Source organism: Pseudomonas sp. HN2-3 (genome assembly GCF_020691745.1).
GTDB lineage: Bacteria > Pseudomonadota > Gammaproteobacteria > Pseudomonadales > Pseudomonadaceae > Aquipseudomonas > Aquipseudomonas capeferrum.
Window position 1 is genome coordinate 486,022 of record NZ_CP085704.1, and the last position, 17,437, is coordinate 503,458.

Here is a 17,437-nt window from a genome sequence, read left to right on the forward strand (position 1 = left end):
AAAAAGATGCTGGATAATAAAGCATGACCCGCTTGACGGCTAGGGCCGTCGGAGACCCTTGTAATGCCTGATCACGATGTACGCTTGCAACAACTGACTGTCTGGCTCGATGAGCAGCTCAACACTATTTTCCAAAACAACGCCTGGGGCGAAGTGCCAGCAGGCAGCCTGACTGCCGCCAGCAGCGATGCGAGCTTCCGCCGCTACTTCCGCTGGCAGGGCGCAGGCCATAGTTTCGTGATCATGGATGCCCCCCCGCCGCAGGAGAACTGCCGACCGTTCGTCGCCATCGATCACCTGCTGGCCAGTGCCGGCGTGCACGTGCCGGTGATCCATGCCCAGGACCTGGAGCGCGGTTTCCTGCTGCTGGGCGATCTGGGCCACCAGACCTACCTGGACATCATCGATGGCCAGAATGCCGATGGCCTGTTCAGTGATGCCATCGATGCGCTGCTGGCGTTCCAGCGCCTGCCGATGGACGCGCCACTGCCGAGCTACGACGATGCCCTGCTGCGCCGGGAAGTCGAACTGTTCCCCGAGTGGTACGTCGGGCGAGAGCTTGGCCTGGCCTTCAGCGAGGCTCAGAAGGCCGCCTGGCAACGTGTCAGCCAGGCGCTGATCGACAGTGCCCTGGCCCAGCCCAAGGTGCTGGTGCACCGCGACTACATGCCGCGCAACTTGATGCACAGCACGCCAAACCCAGGCGTGCTGGACTTCCAGGACGCGGTCTACGGCCCGGTCACCTACGACATCACCTGCCTGTTCAAGGATGCCTTCCTCAGCTGGCCGCAGGCCCGGGTAGACGGCTGGCTGCGCAATTACTGGCAAAAAGCGCAGGCTGCCGGTATTCCCGTGCAAGCCGATTTCGAGGCATTTCAGCGCGCCAGCGACCTGATGGGGGTGCAGCGTCACCTCAAGGTGATCGGCATCTTCGCCCGCATCTGCCACCGCGATGGCAAGCCGCGCTACCTGGCGGACGTCCCACGTTTCTTCGCCTATATAGATGAAGTGATCGGTCGCCGTCCCGAATTGGCGGAGCTGGGCGAGCTGATTGCCGAACTCAAGGCCGGAGCACAGGCATGAAAGCGATGATCCTGGCAGCGGGCAAGGGCGAGCGCATGCGCCCCTTGACCCTGCACACGCCCAAGCCACTGGTGCCGGTAGCAGGCCAGCCGCTGATCGAGTACCACTTGCGCGCCCTGGCGGCAGCCGGTGTTACCGAGGTGGTGATCAACCATGCCTGGCTGGGCCAGCAGATCGAGGACCACCTGGGTGATGGCAGCCGTTTCGGCCTGAGCATCCGCTATTCGCCCGAGGGCGAACCGCTGGAAACCGGCGGCGGGATCTTCAAGGCACTGCCGTTGCTGGGCGAGGCGCCGTTCCTGCTGGTCAATGGTGACGTCTGGACCGACTACGACTTCACCCGCCTGCAGGCGCCGCTTGCGGGCCTGGCGCACCTGGTGCTGGTAGACAACCCAGGGCACCACGACCGTGGCGACTTCCGCCTGGCTGGCACGCAAGTGCTGGATGGCGATGAAGCGCCGGGTACCTTGACCTTCAGTGGCCTCTCGGTGCTTGACCCCGCGTTGTTCGAGGGTTGCCAGCCGGGGGCTTTCAAGCTGGCGCCTTTGCTGCGCCAGGCCATGGCGGATGGCAAGGTCACAGGCGAGCACTACCGTGGCCATTGGGTCGATGTCGGCACGCTGGAGCGCCTGGCCCAGGCCGAGCGCCTGATCGGCGAGCGCGCCTGAGATGTGGTGGCCAAGCACGGTGATTGGTGCCGGCGCCGGTTTTGCCGTCGCCAGCATCCCCGGTGCCTTGCTCGGCGCTCTGCTCGGGCAGGCCATGGACCGGCGCCTGCGGGTGCGTGGCTGGGAGGACATGCGCGAGCGCCTGGGCGGGCGCCCGGCCCTGCGCGACGAGGAGTTGCTGTTCGTGCTGCTCGGCAGGTTGGCCAAATGCGATGGGCGGGTGGCCGAGCAGCATATCCAGCAGGCGCGCCAAGAAATGGTACGCCTGGACCTGGCTGAGGCGGCCCGGCTGCGGGCCATTGCCGCGTTCAACCGTGGCAAGGCCGGCAAGGACCGGCTGGCCGGCCATCTGCGCCGTATCCGCCAGCAGCCGCATGCAGCAGAAGGGACCTTGCGTGCCTGTTGGCGCATGGTCTGGGCCGACGGCAAGGTTGGCAGCAAAGAGCGCGAGATGCTGTTGGACTGGGGGCAGAAGCTGGGTTTGAGCCGGCGCCAGGTGCAAGCCATGTCGCTGGAGTACGAGCCGCGCAAGGCAGGGCTGGACGGTGGCACCATGACCTATGCGGCGGCCTTGCGACTGTTGGCGGTCGAGGCTGATACCGAGGGCGACAAGGTCAAGCAGGCATATCGCCGGCTGATCAGCCGGCATCACCCGGACAAGCTGGCGGGTAGCGGCGCTACGGAAGCCCAGGTGCGCGAGGCGACCGAACGGACCCGTGAGTTGCATCAGGCGTATGGGCTGATTCGCAAGCGGCGGGGGTTGTAGTCAACAGCCGAGGGCCGCACTACGGCCCCCGGCAGCTTGTAATCAGTCTTGCGGGTTCAGCCACCCGCGCACCCGGCGGAACAATTGCTCCTGTTCAGCGGCCTTGTTGCCAGGCATGGCAATCAGCGACAACTGCCGGTACTGGCTGTCCTTCTGCCGCTTGCTGGCCTGCAGGCGCAATGCTGCAGCACGGCGATCACTGGTGCGGGTGGCGTAATACAGGTCGGCGGTCGGCACCTTGAGGGTGGGGGCCAGGCTTTCCAGGTCATGTTCCACCCGTGCCGGCGTCTGCGCGGCGACCATCACCAGTTTCTGCACCTGTGCGGGTTGCTTCTCGCTCAGGTAGCGGGCCGCCCAATACGCGCCACTGCCATGGCCGATCAGCACGATGCTGCGCGCGTCATGCTGTTGCGCGTAGGCCACCGCAGCGTCGAGGCGGGCGAAGATGCGTTCGGCATCGGCAGGGTCGTTCTGCTCGCTGGCCTGCTCGGCGTCGGTGCTTTCTGCGGCATCGGCATCGGCGGCTGTCGCCTGGGCGACGTTGGCGTTGGCATCGGTCGGGGTGTCCTTGGCTGGCGCACTTTCGCCGTTGTCGTTGGCCGGCGCCTCGGTGGGCTTGGCTTCAACCCGCGCCTGCGGGCTGTCGGCGAGCAGGTCGGGCAAACTTACGCTCAGGCTGTGCCAGCCGACGTCGGGGAACTTGCGCCGCAGCGGGCCGACAGCGTTCGGCCAGTCGGCCGTCTCACCGGCACCGGGCACGATGATCACCGCACCTTGCGGGTCGTTGCTGTTGGCCGGTTTCCACAGTGCCAGAAAGCGCTCGGCGCCTGCCTGCAGGGTTTGCTGCTCGGCCTTGGGCACCAGGCGCTCCAGGGCCTGGGCGTCTTCCTGGCTGCGTTCCAGCAGGGGTGGCCGGGTGGCCTCGACGGGCGCGGCTTCGGTGGCGGTGGAAGGTTTTTCAGCGTCGGCGGCCATGGCGCCGAGCGGAAGGATCGAGGCTAGGCAGCACAGTGCCAGCGTCGTGCGATAAAGTGTGGACATGCGTCAACCCAAGGCCAGAATGATACCGGCAGCCTAATAGTATTTGCCCGTGACGGCCATGCTGCATGGCCGCCCTTGCCAAGACGAGCGTGTAGATGAAGCGAATGCGTCGCCTGTTGGTTATCGGCTGCTTGTGGCTACCCTTGATCGCGCTGGCAAGGCCCGAGGCAGTGCCGAGCGTGGCCCTTGAACCCGCGCAGCAGCAGTGGCTGGAGGCGCATCGCAGCCTGCGGGTCGGCCTGGTGTTGCAGGCGCCGTATGCGCAGTTCGACCGCCGTCTGCAGCAACTTTACGGGGCCAATGTCGAGCTGGTGGACGCGTTGGCCCAGGCGCTGAGGCTGGACCTGACCTGGCGCAACTTCGCCGATCAGGCCAGCCTCGAACACGCCTTGCAGGCCGGCGAAATCGACTTCGCCCCCGGCCTTACCCAGACCCCGGCGAGCCTGCGGCTATGGCTGTTCAGCGACCCGTACATGCGCGTGCCGCAACTGGTGGTCGGCCCGCGCACGGGCGCCATGGCGGTGGAGCTGGAAAAGCTCGAACCCGACCAGCGCGTCGCCGTGCGCATGCCCAGCCCGTTGGCGGATTACCTGCGTAGCAACTACGGCAACCTCAACCTGCAAGGCGTGCCCAACGAGCGCGAGGCGCTGCAGTTGATCGTGGGTGGCCAGGCCAGCTACGCGGTGCTCGATGAAGCGCAGCTCAGCCGGCTGTCGCGCGAGAGCGAGTTCGGCGAGCTGGCGGTGGTCGGCGATATCGGCTTGCCGCAACTGCTGCGGGTGGGCTCGCGGCGTGACTGGCCACTGTTGGCCGACGTGCTCGAACGGGGCTTGCAGGCCATCCCGGCCAAGGCGCTGGAGCAACTTCACCAGCGCTGGCTGCAACCCAAGTACCCACGTTTAAGTGAGTCGGCCGGCTTTTGGCAGAACCTCGCCTTGCTGTTCGGCCTGTTGCTGCTGTGCGCGCTGGCCACGTTGACCTGGCAGCGCCGGCAACAGCGCCAGCTGGAACGCAGCCTGCTGGCAACGCGCGAGAACCTGGCCGAACGCCAGGTACGTGAAGAGGCGCTGCGCCTGAGCCAGTTCGCCATCGACCAGAGCACCGTGGGTATCCTGTGGGTCAACTGGGACAGCCATGTGCGTTACGCCAACCATGCCGCAGAGCGCATGCTGGGCTATGGGCAAGGTGAGTTGCTGGAGCGCCCGCTGATCGACTTCGAGCCCAACCTGAACATGGACCGCTGGCTGGAACTATGGCGGGGCGCGCGAGCGGGCGGCGGCGGTGTGGGGCAGTTCGAGACCCGCTGCCTGCGCGCGGACCGCAGCTTGCTGCCGGTAGAGCTGTCGTTGAGTTTTCTGCGCTTTCGCGACGCCGAGTACCTGGTGGTGTATATCGCCGATGTCACCGAGCGCCACCGCGCGCTGGCCGCGCTGCGCGAAAGCGAAGCGCGGCTCAAGGGCATCGCTGGCAACGTGCCGGGGCTGGTGTTTCGGCTGGAGCGTGACCCGGCCGAGGGCGACCTGGAGTTCCCCTACATCAGCGAAGGCAGCGAGGCATTGGTCGGTTATGCACCCGCCGAAATCCAGCACCCGCAGATGGGCCTGCGCAATCTGGTGCACCCCGAAGACCGCAGCGACTATCACCGGGTGCAGGACCTGGCCCTGGCCAGCAACCAGGACTGGTCATGGCAGGGGCGCATCCTGACGCGCCAGGGTGAACAGCGTTGGGCCGACATCAAGGCCAGTACCCGGCGCCTGGCCGATGGCCGGGTGGTGTGGGACGGTATCGTCTGGGACATTACCCAGGGCAAGCGGGCAGAGCTGGCGCTGGCGCGCTCGCAGGAGCAGCTGCGCGAGTTGTCGGCGCACCTGGAAAGCGTGCGCGAGGAAGAAAAGGCCCGTATCGCCCGTGAGGTGCACGATGAGCTGGGGCAGATGCTGACCGTGCTCAAGCTTGAGGTGTCGATGTGTGAACTGGCCTTTGCCGAACTCGACCCAGGGCTGAACGAGCGCTTGTCGAGCATGAAGCGCCTGATCGCCCAGCTGTTCCAGCTGGTGCGCGACGTGGCCACGGCACTGCGCCCGCCGATTCTCGATGCCGGCATCGCCTCGGCCATAGAATGGCAGGCGCGGCGTTTCGAGGCGCGTACACAAATCCCCTGCCTGGTGCAGGTACCGGATAATCTGCCAGCATTGAGTGATGCCAAGGCCATCGGGCTGTTTCGTATCCTGCAGGAGGCGCTGACCAACGTCATGCGCCACGCGCAGGCGCACAGCGTGGAGATCGAACTGGTGCGTGAGCATGGGCAGCTGCGTATGACCGTCAGCGACGACGGCAGCGGTTTTTGCCGCGACCAGACCCGGCCCACCTCGTTCGGCCTGGTGGGCGTGCGCGAACGGGTGCTGATGCTGGGGGGCAGCATGACGCTGGACAGTGAACCGGGCGAGGGCACCAGCCTGAGCGTGGCCATTCCGTTGGAGTAGGAGACCGATCGTGATTCGAGTGCTGGTGGCAGAAGACCACACCATTGTCCGTGAAGGCATCAAGCAATTGATTGGCCTGGCCAAGGACATGCAGGTGGCGGGCGAGGCCGGCAACGGCGAGCAGTTGCTCGAAGCCTTGCGTCATACCCCCTGTGAAGTGGTGTTGCTGGATATATCGATGCCGGGCGTCAACGGCCTGGAGGCCATCCCGCGCATCCGCGCCCTGAACGACGCCCCTGCGATCCTGATGCTGTCGATGCACGACGAGGCGCAGATGGCGGCGCGGGCGCTGAAGGCTGGCGCCGCCGGTTATGCCACCAAGGACAGTGACCCCGCCTTGCTGTTGACCGCCATTCGCCGGGTTGCCGGGGGCGGGCGCTACATCGACCCGGCATTGGCCGACCGCATGGTCTTCGAGGTCGGCCTGACCGAGTCCAGGCCCTTGCATACCCTGCTCTCGGAGCGTGAGTTCTCGGTATTCGAGCGCCTGGCCCAAGGCGCTAACGTCAATGACATCGCCCAGCAACTGGCGCTGTCGAGCAAGACCATCAGCACCCACAAGGCGCGGCTGATGCAGAAGCTCAAGGTCAACTCGCTGGCGGAACTGGTGAAGTACGCCATGGAGCACAAGCTGGTCTGAGTGTTCTGGTTGCGACATGGCCTGACGGTTGGCAATGAGCGAGTACTGTGGGAGCGGGCTTGCCCCGCGAAAGGGCCGGCAAGCTCAACCTCATTGCCCGGGGTGGCGCATTCGCGGGGCAAGCCCGCTCCCACAAGGTGAAGTGGTGTGCCTGGGGTCTATTCCAATTCCGCCATCCTTGTAGGGCGATCCCTACAACGAATCTTCCATATGGATGATGGCATTCTCTCAGCACCCCCGATTTTCGGGCACTTGCGTCTTGTCTAGTCTTTGCCTACGCAGTCATCCAACAAGAAGGTGCAGGCATGAGCGAGGCGAATTCGAACGCTGCAACCAGCGAAACGCTGGTCAGCTTCCGTGGTGTGCAGAAGAGCTACGACGGCGAGTCGCTGATCGTCAAAAACCTCAACCTGGACATCCGCAAGGGCGAGTTCCTCACCTTGCTCGGCCCGTCCGGCTCGGGCAAGACCACCAGCCTGATGATGCTGGCCGGTTTCGAAACCCCCACCGCTGGCGAAATCCAGCTGGCCGGGCGCTCGATCAACAACGTACCGCCGCACAAGCGTGACATCGGCATGGTGTTCCAGAACTACGCGCTGTTCCCGCACATGACCGTGGCCGAGAACCTGGCCTTTCCGCTGAGCGTGCGCAACCTCAGCAAGACCGACATCAGCGAGCGGGTGAAGCGTGTGCTGAGCATGGTCCAGCTCGACGCCTTCGCCAAGCGCTACCCCGGCCAGTTGTCGGGCGGCCAGCAGCAGCGGGTGGCCCTGGCCCGTGCCCTGGTGTTCGAGCCGCAACTGGTGCTGATGGACGAACCGCTGGGCGCGCTCGACAAGCAACTGCGCGAACACATGCAGATGGAGATCAAGCATATCCACCAGCGCCTGGGTGTGACCGTGGTCTACGTGACCCACGACCAGGGCGAGGCGCTGACCATGTCTGACCGGGTGGCGGTGTTCCACCAGGGCGAAATTCAGCAGATCGCCGACCCTCGCACCCTCTATGAACAGCCGTGCAACACCTTCGTGGCCAATTTCATCGGCGAGAACAACCGCATCAACGGCACCTTGCTGGCCAGCGATGGCCACCGTTGCCAGGTGCAGCTGGCGCGGGGCGAGCGGGTCGAAGCGCTGGCGGTGAATGTCGGCCAGGCCGGCGAGCCGGTGACCTTGTCGATCCGCCCGGAACGTGTGCGCCTCAATGGCCACAGTGAAAGCTGCGTCAACCGCTTTTCTGGCCGTGTGGCCGAGTTCATCTACCTGGGCGACCACGTGCGGGTGCGCCTGGAAGTCTGCGGCAAGGCCGACTTCTTCGTGAAGCAGCCGATCGCCGAGCTCGACCCGGCCTTGGCCGTGGGCGATGTGGTACCGCTGGGCTGGGAGGTGGAGCACGCCCGCGCGCTCGATCCGATTGCCGAAGCCCATTGATGGATTGCTTCACCAACCCTGTACTGTGGAGAGAATAATAATGCGCAAGCAGTTGAAACTGACCGCCCTGGCCCTGGGGCTGTTCGCCGCTGGCCAGGCCATGGCGGCCGACCTGACCGTGATCTCTTTCGGCGGCGCCAACAAGGCCGCCCAGACCAAAGCGTTCTACGAGCCGTGGGAGAAGGCGGGTAACGGCAAGATCGTCGCCGGCGAGTACAACGGCGAAATGGCCAAGGTCAAGGCCATGGTCGACACCAAGAGTGTGTCCTGGAACCTGGTGGAAGTAGAGTCGCCAGAACTGTCGCGCGGTTGCGACGAGGGCATGTTCGAAGAGCTCGACCCGGCGTTGTTCGGTGATCAAGCCGACTACGTCCCCGGCGCCATCCAGCCCTGCGGCGTAGGCTTCTTCGTCTGGTCCACGGTAATGGCCTATAACGCCGACAAGCTCAAGACTGCGCCTACCAGCTGGGCCGACTTCTGGGATACCAAGCAGTTCCCGGGCAAGCGTGGCCTGCGCAAGGGCGCCAAGTACACCCTGGAATTCGCCTTGATGGCCGACGGCGTTGCGCCCAAGGACGTGTACACGGTGCTGGCTACCAAAGAAGGCCAGGACCGTGCCTTCAAGAAGCTCGACGAACTCAAGCCAAGCATTCAGTGGTGGGAAGCCGGTGCCCAGCCGCCTCAGTTCCTGGCCTCGGGTGACGTGGTCATGAGCTCGGCCTACAACGGCCGGATCGCCGCCGTGCAGAAAGAGAGCAACCTCAAGGTGGTGTGGAACGGCGGCATCTACGACTTCGATGCCTGGGCCATTCCAAAAGGCGCCAAGAACGCCGAAGAGGCGAAGAAATTCATCGCCTACAGCGTCAAGCCCGAGCAACAGAAAATCTACTCCGAGAACATCGCCTACGGCCCGGCCAACGCCAAGGCCGTCAGCCTGCTGTCGGACGAGGTGAAGAAAGACATGCCGACCACGCCTGAGAACATCGCCAACCAGGTGCAGATCGACGTGGCCTTCTGGGCCGACAACAGCGAGCAGCTCGAGCAACGCTTCAACGCCTGGGCGGCGAAGAAGTAAAGCGCCTCGTCGGAGCGCCAGGGCTTGCACTGGCGCTTCCCGTTTACCTGTTTTGCGGAGTTCGCCATGGCCATTGCAGTGCCCCTCAACGAAGGCGCAGGTCCTAGTCTCAAGCAGCGCCTCAAGCACGCCGAGCGGGTCAACCGCTGGAAGGCGCAGGCGTTGATCGCGCCGCTGGCGCTGTTCCTTCTGCTGGTGTTTCTGGTGCCGATCGCAGCGCTGTTGTACAAGAGCGTCGGCAACCCAGAGGTGGTCGCCGGCCTGCCGCGTACCGTCGAAGCGGTGTCCCAGTGGGACGGCAAGAGTTTGCCCGGCGAAGACGTGTACAAGGCACTGAGCCAGGACCTGGCCGAGTCGCGCAAGAACCAGACCCTGGGCGACCTCTCCAAGCGGTTGAACATGGAGCTGGCCGGCTACCGTAGCCTGTTGACCAAGACCGCCCGGGCGCTGCCGTTCAAGGCTGAACCGGCCTCCTATAAAGAAGCGTTGCAGACCCTCGATGAGCGCTGGGGTGACCCGGCCTACTGGCAGGCGATCCGCCGCAACACCAGCACGGTCACCTCGTTCTACCTGCTGGCATCGCTCGACCACCGTATCGATGACCTCGGCGAGCTGGCCAAGGCCACGCCCGACCAGGCTATCTACCTGGATATCTTTGCCCGCACCCTGTGGATGGGTGTGGTGATTACCGCCATCTGCCTGGTGCTGGCCTACCCGCTGGCCTACCTGTTGGCCAACCTGCCGGCCCGGCAGAGCAACCTGCTGATGATTCTGGTGCTGCTGCCGTTCTGGACCTCGATCCTGGTGCGGGTGGCCGCGTGGATCGTGCTGCTGCAGTCGGGCGGCTTGATCAACAGTGCGCTGATGGCTATTGGCATTATCGATCAACCGCTGGAACTGGTGTTCAACCGCACCGGCGTGTACATCTCCATGGTGCATATCCTGCTGCCATTCATGATCTTGCCGCTGTACAGCGTGATGAAGGGCATTTCGCCCAGCTACATGCGCGCGGCCATCTCGCTGGGTTGCCATCCGTTCGCCAGCTTCTGGCGGGTGTACTTCCCGCAGACCTACGCCGGGGTTGGCGCGGGTTGCCTGCTGGTGTTCATCCTGGCCATCGGCTACTACATCACCCCGGCATTGCTGGGCAGCCCGAACGACCAGATGGTCAGCTACTTCGTGGCGTTCTATACCAACACCAGCATCAACTGGGGCATGGCGACCGCGCTGGGTGGGTTGTTGCTGCTGGCGACCGTGTTGCTGTACCTGATCTATAGCTGGCTGGTCGGCGCCAGCCGCCTGCGCCTGAGCTGAGGAGCCTTGTCATGCTGAGCCCATACATGTCACCCGTGGAGCGGGTCTGGTTCTACAGCCTGCGCATTCTTTGCGGCCTGATTCTGCTGTTCCTGATATTGCCGGTGTTGGTGATCGTGCCGTTGTCGTTCAACAGTGGCAGTTTCCTGGTATACCCGCTGCAGGGCTTTTCGCTGCAGTGGTACCAGGACTTCTTCGGCTCTGCCGAGTGGATGCGGGCGTTGAAGAACAGCATCATCGTCGCCCCGGCGGCCACGGTGCTGGCCATGGTGTTTGGTACGTTGGCGGCGATCGGCCTGACTCGGGGCGATTTCCCGGGCAAGTCGCTGGTGATGGCGCTGGTCATCTCGCCGATGGTGGTGCCGGTGGTGATCATTGGTGTGGCCAGTTACCTGTTTTTCGCCCCGCTGGGGCTGGGCAACAGTTTTACCTCGCTGATTCTGGTGCATGCGGTACTGGGTGTGCCGTTCGTCATCATCACCGTGTCGGCGACGTTGCAGGGCTTCAACTACAACCTGGTGCGCGCCGCAGCCAGCCTGGGTGCCTCGCCGCTGCTGGCGTTCCGCCGGGTGACCCTGCCGTTGATCGCGCCGGGGGTGATCTCGGGGGCGCTGTTTGCCTTCGCGACGTCGTTCGATGAGGTGGTGGTGACGTTGTTCCTTGCAGGGCCGGAGCAGGCAACCCTGCCACGGCAGATGTTCAGTGGTATTCGCGAAAACCTGAGCCCGACGATTGCGGCGGCGGCGACCTTGCTGATCGCGTTTTCGGTGGTGCTGCTGCTGACCCTGGAGTGGCTGCGTGGGCGTAGCGAGAAGCTGAGGACCCAGCAGCCGGGCTGATCCCTGTATTGCTTGTACCGGCCTTGTGGATGCGGGCTTGCCCCGCGCAGAGGCCGGTCCAGGCTGGAGCACCTCGTCGACACGGATTGATACCAATCAGCCTCTATCCGTTTGCCTGAGTTACAATGCGCGCCACCGTGATTCTGCCCTACAGGTGCGCCATGCAGCCCTACGCTATTGCCCCCTCCATTCTCTCAGCCGATTTCGCCCGCCTGGGCGAGGACGTCGACAAGGTGCTGGCCGCTGGTGCCGACATCGTTCACTTCGATGTGATGGACAACCACTACGTACCCAACCTGACCATCGGCCCGATGGTCTGCACCGCCCTGCGCAAGTACGGCCTGACCGCGCCGATCGACGTGCACCTGATGGTCAGCCCGGTTGACCGTATCATCGGTGACTTCATCGAAGCCGGCGCCACCTACATCACCTTCCACCCGGAAGCCAGCCAGCACATCGACCGCTCGCTGCAGCTGATCCGCGACGGCGGTTGCAAGGCCGGCCTGGTGTTCAACCCGGCGACCAGCCTGGATGCCCTGAAGTACGTGATGGACAAGGTCGACATGGTCCTGCTGATGAGCGTCAACCCAGGCTTTGGCGGGCAGAAGTTCATCCCCGGCACCCTGGACAAACTGCGTGAGGCGCGTGCGCTGATCGACGCCAGCGGCCGTGATATCCGCCTGGAAATCGACGGTGGCGTCAACGTCAACAATATCCGCGAAATCGCCGCCGCTGGCGCCGACACCTTCGTCGCCGGCTCGGCAATCTTCAATGCCCCGGACTACCAGGAAGTCATCGCCAAGATGCGCGCCGAACTGGCTCAGGCCCGCCCATGAGCGGCTTCGAGCAGCTGTTCCCGGGGACGCTGCCCAGGCTGGTGATGTTCGATCTGGACGGTACCCTGATCGACTCCGTGCCAGACCTGGCCGCCGCCGTGGACCGCATGCTGCTCGAACTCGGGCGCCCGCCGGCAGGCCTTGATGCGGTGCGCCACTGGGTGGGTAACGGTGCCCAGGTGCTGGTGCGCCGTGCGCTGGCAGGGGGTATCGAGCACGCGTCGGTGGACGATGCGCTTGCCGACCAGGCCCTGGCGCTGTTCATGGATGCCTATGCCGAAAGCCACGAACTGACCGTGGTTTACCCCGGCGTGCAAGACACCTTGCGCTGGTTGCGCAAGCAAGGCGTGGAGATGGCGCTGATCACCAATAAGCCCGAGCGCTTTGTTGCCCCGCTGCTGGACCAGATGAAGATCGGTCGCTACTTCCGCTGGATCATCGGCGGCGACACCCTGCCACAAAAGAAACCCGACCCCGCAGCGCTGCTGTTCGTCATGCAGATGGCCGGCGTCACGCCGCAACAGTCGCTGTTCGTCGGCGATTCGCGCAGCGATGTCCTGGCCGCCAAGGCCGCGGGTGTGCAGTGCGTAGGCCTGACCTACGGCTACAACCATGGCCGGCCGATCAACGACGAGTCGCCCAACCTTGTGATCGACGATCTGCGTGCGCTGCTGCCCGGTTGCGCAGACCCGGCCACTGGGATAACGTTGGCGGACCTTCAAGCCTCACAAGACAGAGAGTCCACCGTGGCGGTTACTGGCAAATTCTGGATGAAAGTCATCAAGGCCTTGGCCCGTTGGCGTTGGCGCGCCTGACTTCTGCCCGCCGGCGCCTGCCGGCCCGTCCGTTTGCCTGACCCTATTGCTGCTTGCCACGAGGCTACTCATGACCCGCGAAGAATTCCTGCGCCTGGCCGCTGCCGGCTACAACCGCATCCCCCTGGCCTGTGAAACCCTGGCCGACTTCGACACGCCGCTGTCGATCTACCTGAAACTGGCTGATCAGCCCAACTCCTATCTGCTCGAGTCGGTACAGGGCGGGGAGAAATGGGGCCGTTACTCGATGATCGGCCTGCCGTCGCGCACCGTGATGCGCGTGCATGGTTATCAGGTGAGCATCCTGCAGGATGGCATCGAGGTAGAGCGCCATGACGTCGACGACCCGCTGGCCTTCGTCGAGTCGTTCAAGGACCGTTACAAGGTCGCCGATATCCCTGGCCTGCCACGTTTCAATGGCGGCTTGGTCGGCTACTTCGGTTATGACTGCGTGCGCTATGTGGAGAAGCGTCTGGGTGCAAGCCCGAACCCGGACCCATTGGGTGTGCCGGATATCCTGCTGATGGTGTCCGACGCCGTGGTGGTGTTCGACAACCTGGCCGGCAAGATGCACGCCATCGTGCTGGTAGACCCGGCCGAGGAACAGGCTTTCGAACAAGGCAAGGCACGCCTGGCAGGGTTGCTGGAGACATTGCGCCAGCCTATCACCCCGCGCCGGGGCCTGGACCTGAGCGGCCCGCAGGCGGCCGAGCCGGAGTTCCGCTCCAGCTATACCCGCGAGGATTACGAAAACGCGGTTGGCCGCATCAAGGAGTACATCCTGGCGGGTGACTGCATGCAGGTGGTGCCGTCCCAGCGCATGTCGATCGACTTCAAGTCGGCGCCCATCGACCTGTACCGTGCCTTGCGCTGCTTCAACCCGACGCCGTACATGTACTTCTTCAATTTCGGCGACTTCCATGTGGTCGGCAGTTCGCCTGAAGTGCTGGTGCGGGTCGAGGACAACCTGGTCACCGTGCGCCCGATTGCCGGCACCCGCCCGCGCGGTGCTACCGAGGAAGCGGACCGTGCCCTGGAAGACGACCTGCTGTCGGACGAGAAAGAAATCGCCGAGCACTTGATGCTGATCGACCTGGGCCGCAACGACGTGGGCCGTGTGTCGGCGACGGGCAGTGTGCGCCTGACCGAGAAGATGGTGATCGAGCGTTACTCCAACGTGATGCACATCGTTTCCAACGTCACCGGGCAGTTGCGCGAGGGCCTGACCGCGATGGACGCATTGCGCGCGATTTTGCCGGCCGGGACCCTGTCGGGTGCACCGAAGATCCGTGCGATGGAGATCATCGACGAGCTGGAGCCGGTCAAGCGTGGCGTTTACGGTGGCGCGGTGGGCTATTTTGCCTGGAACGGCAACATGGATACCGCGATTGCCATCCGTACCGCGGTCATCAAGGACGGCGAACTGCATGTGCAGGCGGGTGGCGGTATCGTGGCGGACTCGGTGCCGGCGCTGGAATGGGAAGAAACCATCAACAAGCGCCGGGCGATGTTCCGTGCGGTGGCCTTGGCTGAGCAGACATCTGCCAAGTAGGTGATGGGGTTTTGGGGCCGCAAAGCGGCCCCAAAATTCAGAAGTCCACACTCACCGCCAAGCTCACCCCCTGCTGCTTCAACTCATCACTCTTGCGCCAGGTGTAGTTCCCCCGCACATGCACCCCCGCCACCAGCTCATGGCTCAGCCCCACGCTGGCCCGGGTCAGGTCGCTATGCGGCGTATACCCGGTCAGGGTGAAGTCGTTGGCCGGTAACGTCGTCAGGTGCATGGTCACATCCTGCTGGTCATCCTCGAACTCGTGTTCCTGAGCGACCTCGGCAAACACCCGGGTACTCGCAGCCACTTGCACACTGCCTAGCAGCCCGATACCCAACCGGCGGGAGGTTCGCTCCTGGTCATCGAAGCCCAGCGCGGTCGAGCGCCCGCTCTTTTCGTCATAGCCATCGACCTTGACCCGGGCATAATCGGCGCTGATGAACGGCGCCAGTTGCCAGGGGCTGCTCTCGGCGGCCAGGTTATAGCCCAGCCGACCCGTCAGCGCCCAAGCCTCGCCGTCGGTATCGCCTTTCTCGCTGCGGTCATTCACGCCGAGGGCGAAGGTGCGCTTGAGGTCGCTGTAGTCCAGGTGGCCGGCAGTCAGTGCGGCATCTGCCCACCAGCGGTCCTGGCGGTACTGGGCGAAAGCGGTGGCCAGGTAGCTGTTGAGCTTGTAGTCCGAGTCCTGTTCCCCTGCCTCCAGTTTCTGCCGGTAAACGCCGCCCGCCAGGCCCAGGCGCCAGGCATCGTTCACGCGATAGCTGCCACCCAGCGTCAGGTTGTAGCCACGGCCGTCGCCGCTGGCCGCGCTGCGCTGGCCGTCAAAGTCCAGGTCCTGAGCACCGGTGGCGACGAATGCCTGCCACTGCCCCACGGCTTGCCAGGGTGTTTGCCACTGGTTGCGCAGTTCGTCCTGGTGGGCGCGCAGGCTGGCGTGGGCCATTTCCGGCAGCAGGGTCAGCTCCCACGGTGCGGAGATGACTGAGTAGGCGTAGTCGGCAATCAACTGCTGGCCGGCAATGGTCGGGTGCACCGAGTCGTTGAACAGCAGCTTGGTCGGGTCGGGCGTGGTGCCGTTGACGCCGTATACCGGGTTTTCGACGCAGCTGTTGCCGCTGTAGCAGGTGCCGACCAGGTTCTGGCCGCTGGCCAGGCCGAACTGACTGGGGCTGGCCAAGGCCTCACCCAGCAGAACGGGGATGTTCAGTGGGATGATTTCGGCGTCGATCTGCCCGAGCTGATTGAGCAGCGACTGGTTGAACACGCTGGAGAGCTGCGACAGCGGGTTTTGCTGTGGGGTGCCGCTGAAGTTTGGCGTCTGGCCCAGGTCGGGTAATAGCCAGACCATGATGTAGTGTGCGCCACCTTGTTGCAGAGCCTGGGCACTGGCGGCCAGGCGGCCTCCGGCAGCTGCAGCGTCGGCGGGGCTGTTTACCAGACCCTGAAGGAAGTCGTTGCCGCCGCCGGTAAGGTAATAGAGTGCATTCGGGTCGGCACGTAGGCCGTTGGCCAGATAACCAGGGCGGTCTCGCAGTACCGCGCCTGCACCAACGTTGCCTGGCGGAATGACCGTTTCGGACGTTGTAGTGATCGAATCGAGAATCTGCTGCGTCGTGTAGCCACCCACCGCCCAGTTGTTGCCATCAGGCTGGATGCCCACTGACGTGGAAGGGTTGAGTTCGTCAGGGGAGATACCCAGCCGACCGCCGAGAATCATCGGCGATACCGGTGCATAGTTGCCATCGGCATCGCGGTTGGTAAAGCGCATGCCTGCGGTGCCACCGGTCAGGTCCGGAAACTGCCCGGCATCACTCAGGCTGTCGCCAAACACGATCAGGGTCGAGTAAGGGGAGGGTGCGGCGAACGCCTGGCTGCAGGCCAGGGCCAATGTGGCGAGGGTAAAACGCAACAATGGAGCTTTTCGCATCTGGGAACATCCTTTTCATTGTTTTTATGAGCACTACCCGATCGACCTTAGCAAATCGTGGGGCTTGTCTCCCAAGTCCATTCGTTTCCCAGTGTTTACAGGCATATTGCGCCCGTCGTCCCGGTAGGCTACTGTGCGGGGACGTATGAGCGAGACCTATCCTGTGTTGATCGTCAGCAAACTCTTGATGCGCGTAATCAAGGCCCACGCCCGTTGGCGTTGGCGCGCCTGACTTTATCTCCTGCCGGCCAGCCCGGCCCGTTTCTGTTTGCCTTCTTATCCGTTTCCGAATGCTCTTCGTGGCAATGCCATGCTGCGGGCGGTGTAGCAAGGTTCGTATTCTAAAGTCAGTAGATTCAAGAGGTTTAGCCCGATGTTACTGATGATCGACAACTACGACTCATTCACCTACAACGTCGTTCAATACCTGGGCGAGTTGGGTGCCGAGGTCAAGGTCATTCGCAATGACGAAATGACCCTCGCTGAAATCGAAGCCCTCAACCCGGAGCGCATCGTTGTCTCCCCCGGCCCTTGCACACCGAGCGAGGCGGGTGTGTCGATCGAGGCGATCCTGCATTTCGCCGGCAAGCTGCCGATTCTGGGCGTGTGCCTGGGCCACCAGTCCATCGGCCAGGCGTTTGGCGGCGACGTAGTGCGCGCCCGTCAGGTGATGCACGGCAAGACCAGCCCGGTGCTGCACCGCGACCTGGGCGTATTCGCCGGCCTCAACAACCCGCTCACCGTTACCCGCTACCACTCCCTGGTGGTCAAGCGTGAAACCCTGCCCGAGTGCCTGGAAGTCACTGCCTGGACCGCTCATGCCGACGGCGCGGTCGACGAGATCATGGGCCTGCGCCACAAGACGCTGAACATCGAAGGGGTGCAGTTCCACCCCGAATCTATCCTCACCGAGCAGGGCCACGAGCTGTTCGCCAACTTCCTCAAGCAGACCGGCGGCCGCCGCTAAG

The 17,437-nt window shown here is 64.0% G+C and carries 15 protein-coding genes; 13 read left to right on the forward strand and 2 right to left on the reverse strand.

Annotation, left to right across the window (positions count from 1 at the left end; all coding sequences use genetic code 11):
- The first annotated feature begins 63 nt into the window (after positions 1-63).
- From LJX93_RS02090 to LJX93_RS02100, 3 genes are read left to right on the forward strand one after another with little or no spacing between them, the layout of a single operon-like run.
- Positions 64-1,083, forward strand: coding sequence for an aminoglycoside phosphotransferase family protein (locus LJX93_RS02090; RefSeq protein ID WP_033703045.1), 1,020 nt, complete (start codon positions 64-66; stop codon positions 1,081-1,083).
- The gene (gene murU, locus LJX93_RS02095; RefSeq protein ID WP_033703044.1) at positions 1,080-1,751 is read left to right on the forward strand and encodes an N-acetylmuramate alpha-1-phosphate uridylyltransferase MurU; all 672 of its coding nucleotides are present in this window, start codon (positions 1,080-1,082) and stop codon (positions 1,749-1,751) included. Before LJX93_RS02090 ends, murU begins: the two co-directional genes overlap by 4 nt.
- 1 nt (position 1,752) lies before the next feature.
- Positions 1,753-2,517 (forward strand): TerB family tellurite resistance protein, encoded by a 765-nt coding sequence (locus LJX93_RS02100; RefSeq protein ID WP_033703043.1) that lies wholly within the window; start codon positions 1,753-1,755, stop codon positions 2,515-2,517.
- Between the two features lie 42 nt (positions 2,518-2,559).
- Here the strand turns inward: LJX93_RS02100 and LJX93_RS02105 are convergent, their stop codons facing one another.
- Positions 2,560-3,558: an alpha/beta hydrolase family protein gene (locus LJX93_RS02105; protein WP_033703041.1), complete on the reverse strand. Its 999-nt coding sequence runs from the start codon at positions 3,556-3,558 to the stop codon at positions 2,560-2,562.
- Between the two features lie 95 nt (positions 3,559-3,653).
- On the opposite strand from LJX93_RS02105, the gene LJX93_RS02110 reads away from it, so the two are divergent.
- From LJX93_RS02110 to trpE, 9 genes are all read left to right on the forward strand, one after another.
- Complete coding sequence (locus LJX93_RS02110; protein WP_227696712.1) at positions 3,654-6,041, forward strand: PAS domain S-box protein; 2,388 nt, start codon at positions 3,654-3,656, stop codon at positions 6,039-6,041.
- Positions 6,042-6,048: 7 nt separating this feature from the next.
- On the forward strand, positions 6,049-6,681 hold the full coding sequence (locus LJX93_RS02115) for a response regulator transcription factor (RefSeq protein WP_177326514.1): 633 nt from the start codon (positions 6,049-6,051) through the stop codon (positions 6,679-6,681).
- 305 nt (positions 6,682-6,986) lie between these two features.
- Positions 6,987-8,111 (forward strand): ABC transporter ATP-binding protein, encoded by a 1,125-nt coding sequence (locus LJX93_RS02120; RefSeq protein ID WP_033703038.1) that lies wholly within the window; start codon positions 6,987-6,989, stop codon positions 8,109-8,111.
- A gap of 40 nt (positions 8,112-8,151) precedes the next feature.
- The gene (locus LJX93_RS02125; RefSeq protein WP_033703037.1) at positions 8,152-9,186 is read left to right on the forward strand and encodes an ABC transporter substrate-binding protein; all 1,035 of its coding nucleotides are present in this window, start codon (positions 8,152-8,154) and stop codon (positions 9,184-9,186) included.
- A gap of 66 nt (positions 9,187-9,252) precedes the next feature.
- A complete protein-coding gene (locus tag LJX93_RS02130) occupies positions 9,253-10,500 on the forward strand; it encodes an ABC transporter permease (RefSeq protein ID WP_033703036.1) in 1,248 nt (415 codons plus the stop codon).
- A gap of 11 nt (positions 10,501-10,511) precedes the next feature.
- Positions 10,512-11,339: an ABC transporter permease gene (locus tag LJX93_RS02135; RefSeq protein ID WP_033703035.1), complete on the forward strand. Its 828-nt coding sequence runs from the start codon at positions 10,512-10,514 to the stop codon at positions 11,337-11,339.
- A gap of 161 nt (positions 11,340-11,500) precedes the next feature.
- On the forward strand, positions 11,501-12,175 hold the full coding sequence (gene rpe / locus LJX93_RS02140) for a ribulose-phosphate 3-epimerase (protein WP_033703334.1): 675 nt from the start codon (positions 11,501-11,503) through the stop codon (positions 12,173-12,175).
- Positions 12,172-12,990 (forward strand): phosphoglycolate phosphatase, encoded by an 819-nt coding sequence (locus tag LJX93_RS02145; RefSeq protein WP_047583858.1) that lies wholly within the window; start codon positions 12,172-12,174, stop codon positions 12,988-12,990. Before rpe ends, LJX93_RS02145 begins: the two co-directional genes overlap by 4 nt.
- Before the next feature lie 70 nt (positions 12,991-13,060).
- A complete protein-coding gene (gene trpE / locus LJX93_RS02150; protein ID WP_047583857.1) occupies positions 13,061-14,542 on the forward strand; it encodes an anthranilate synthase component I in 1,482 nt (493 codons plus the stop codon).
- Positions 14,543-14,579: 37 nt separating this feature from the next.
- Here the strand turns inward: trpE and estP are convergent, their stop codons facing one another.
- Positions 14,580-16,469: an esterase EstP gene (estP, locus tag LJX93_RS02155; protein ID WP_227696713.1), complete on the reverse strand. Its 1,890-nt coding sequence runs from the start codon at positions 16,467-16,469 to the stop codon at positions 14,580-14,582.
- A 373-nt stretch (positions 16,470-16,842) separates the two neighbouring features.
- On the opposite strand from estP, the gene LJX93_RS02160 reads away from it, so the two are divergent.
- Entirely contained in the window at positions 16,843-17,436 is a 594-nt protein-coding gene (locus LJX93_RS02160; RefSeq protein WP_033703030.1) for an aminodeoxychorismate/anthranilate synthase component II, read from the forward strand.
- Position 17,437: the final 1 nt, after the last annotated feature.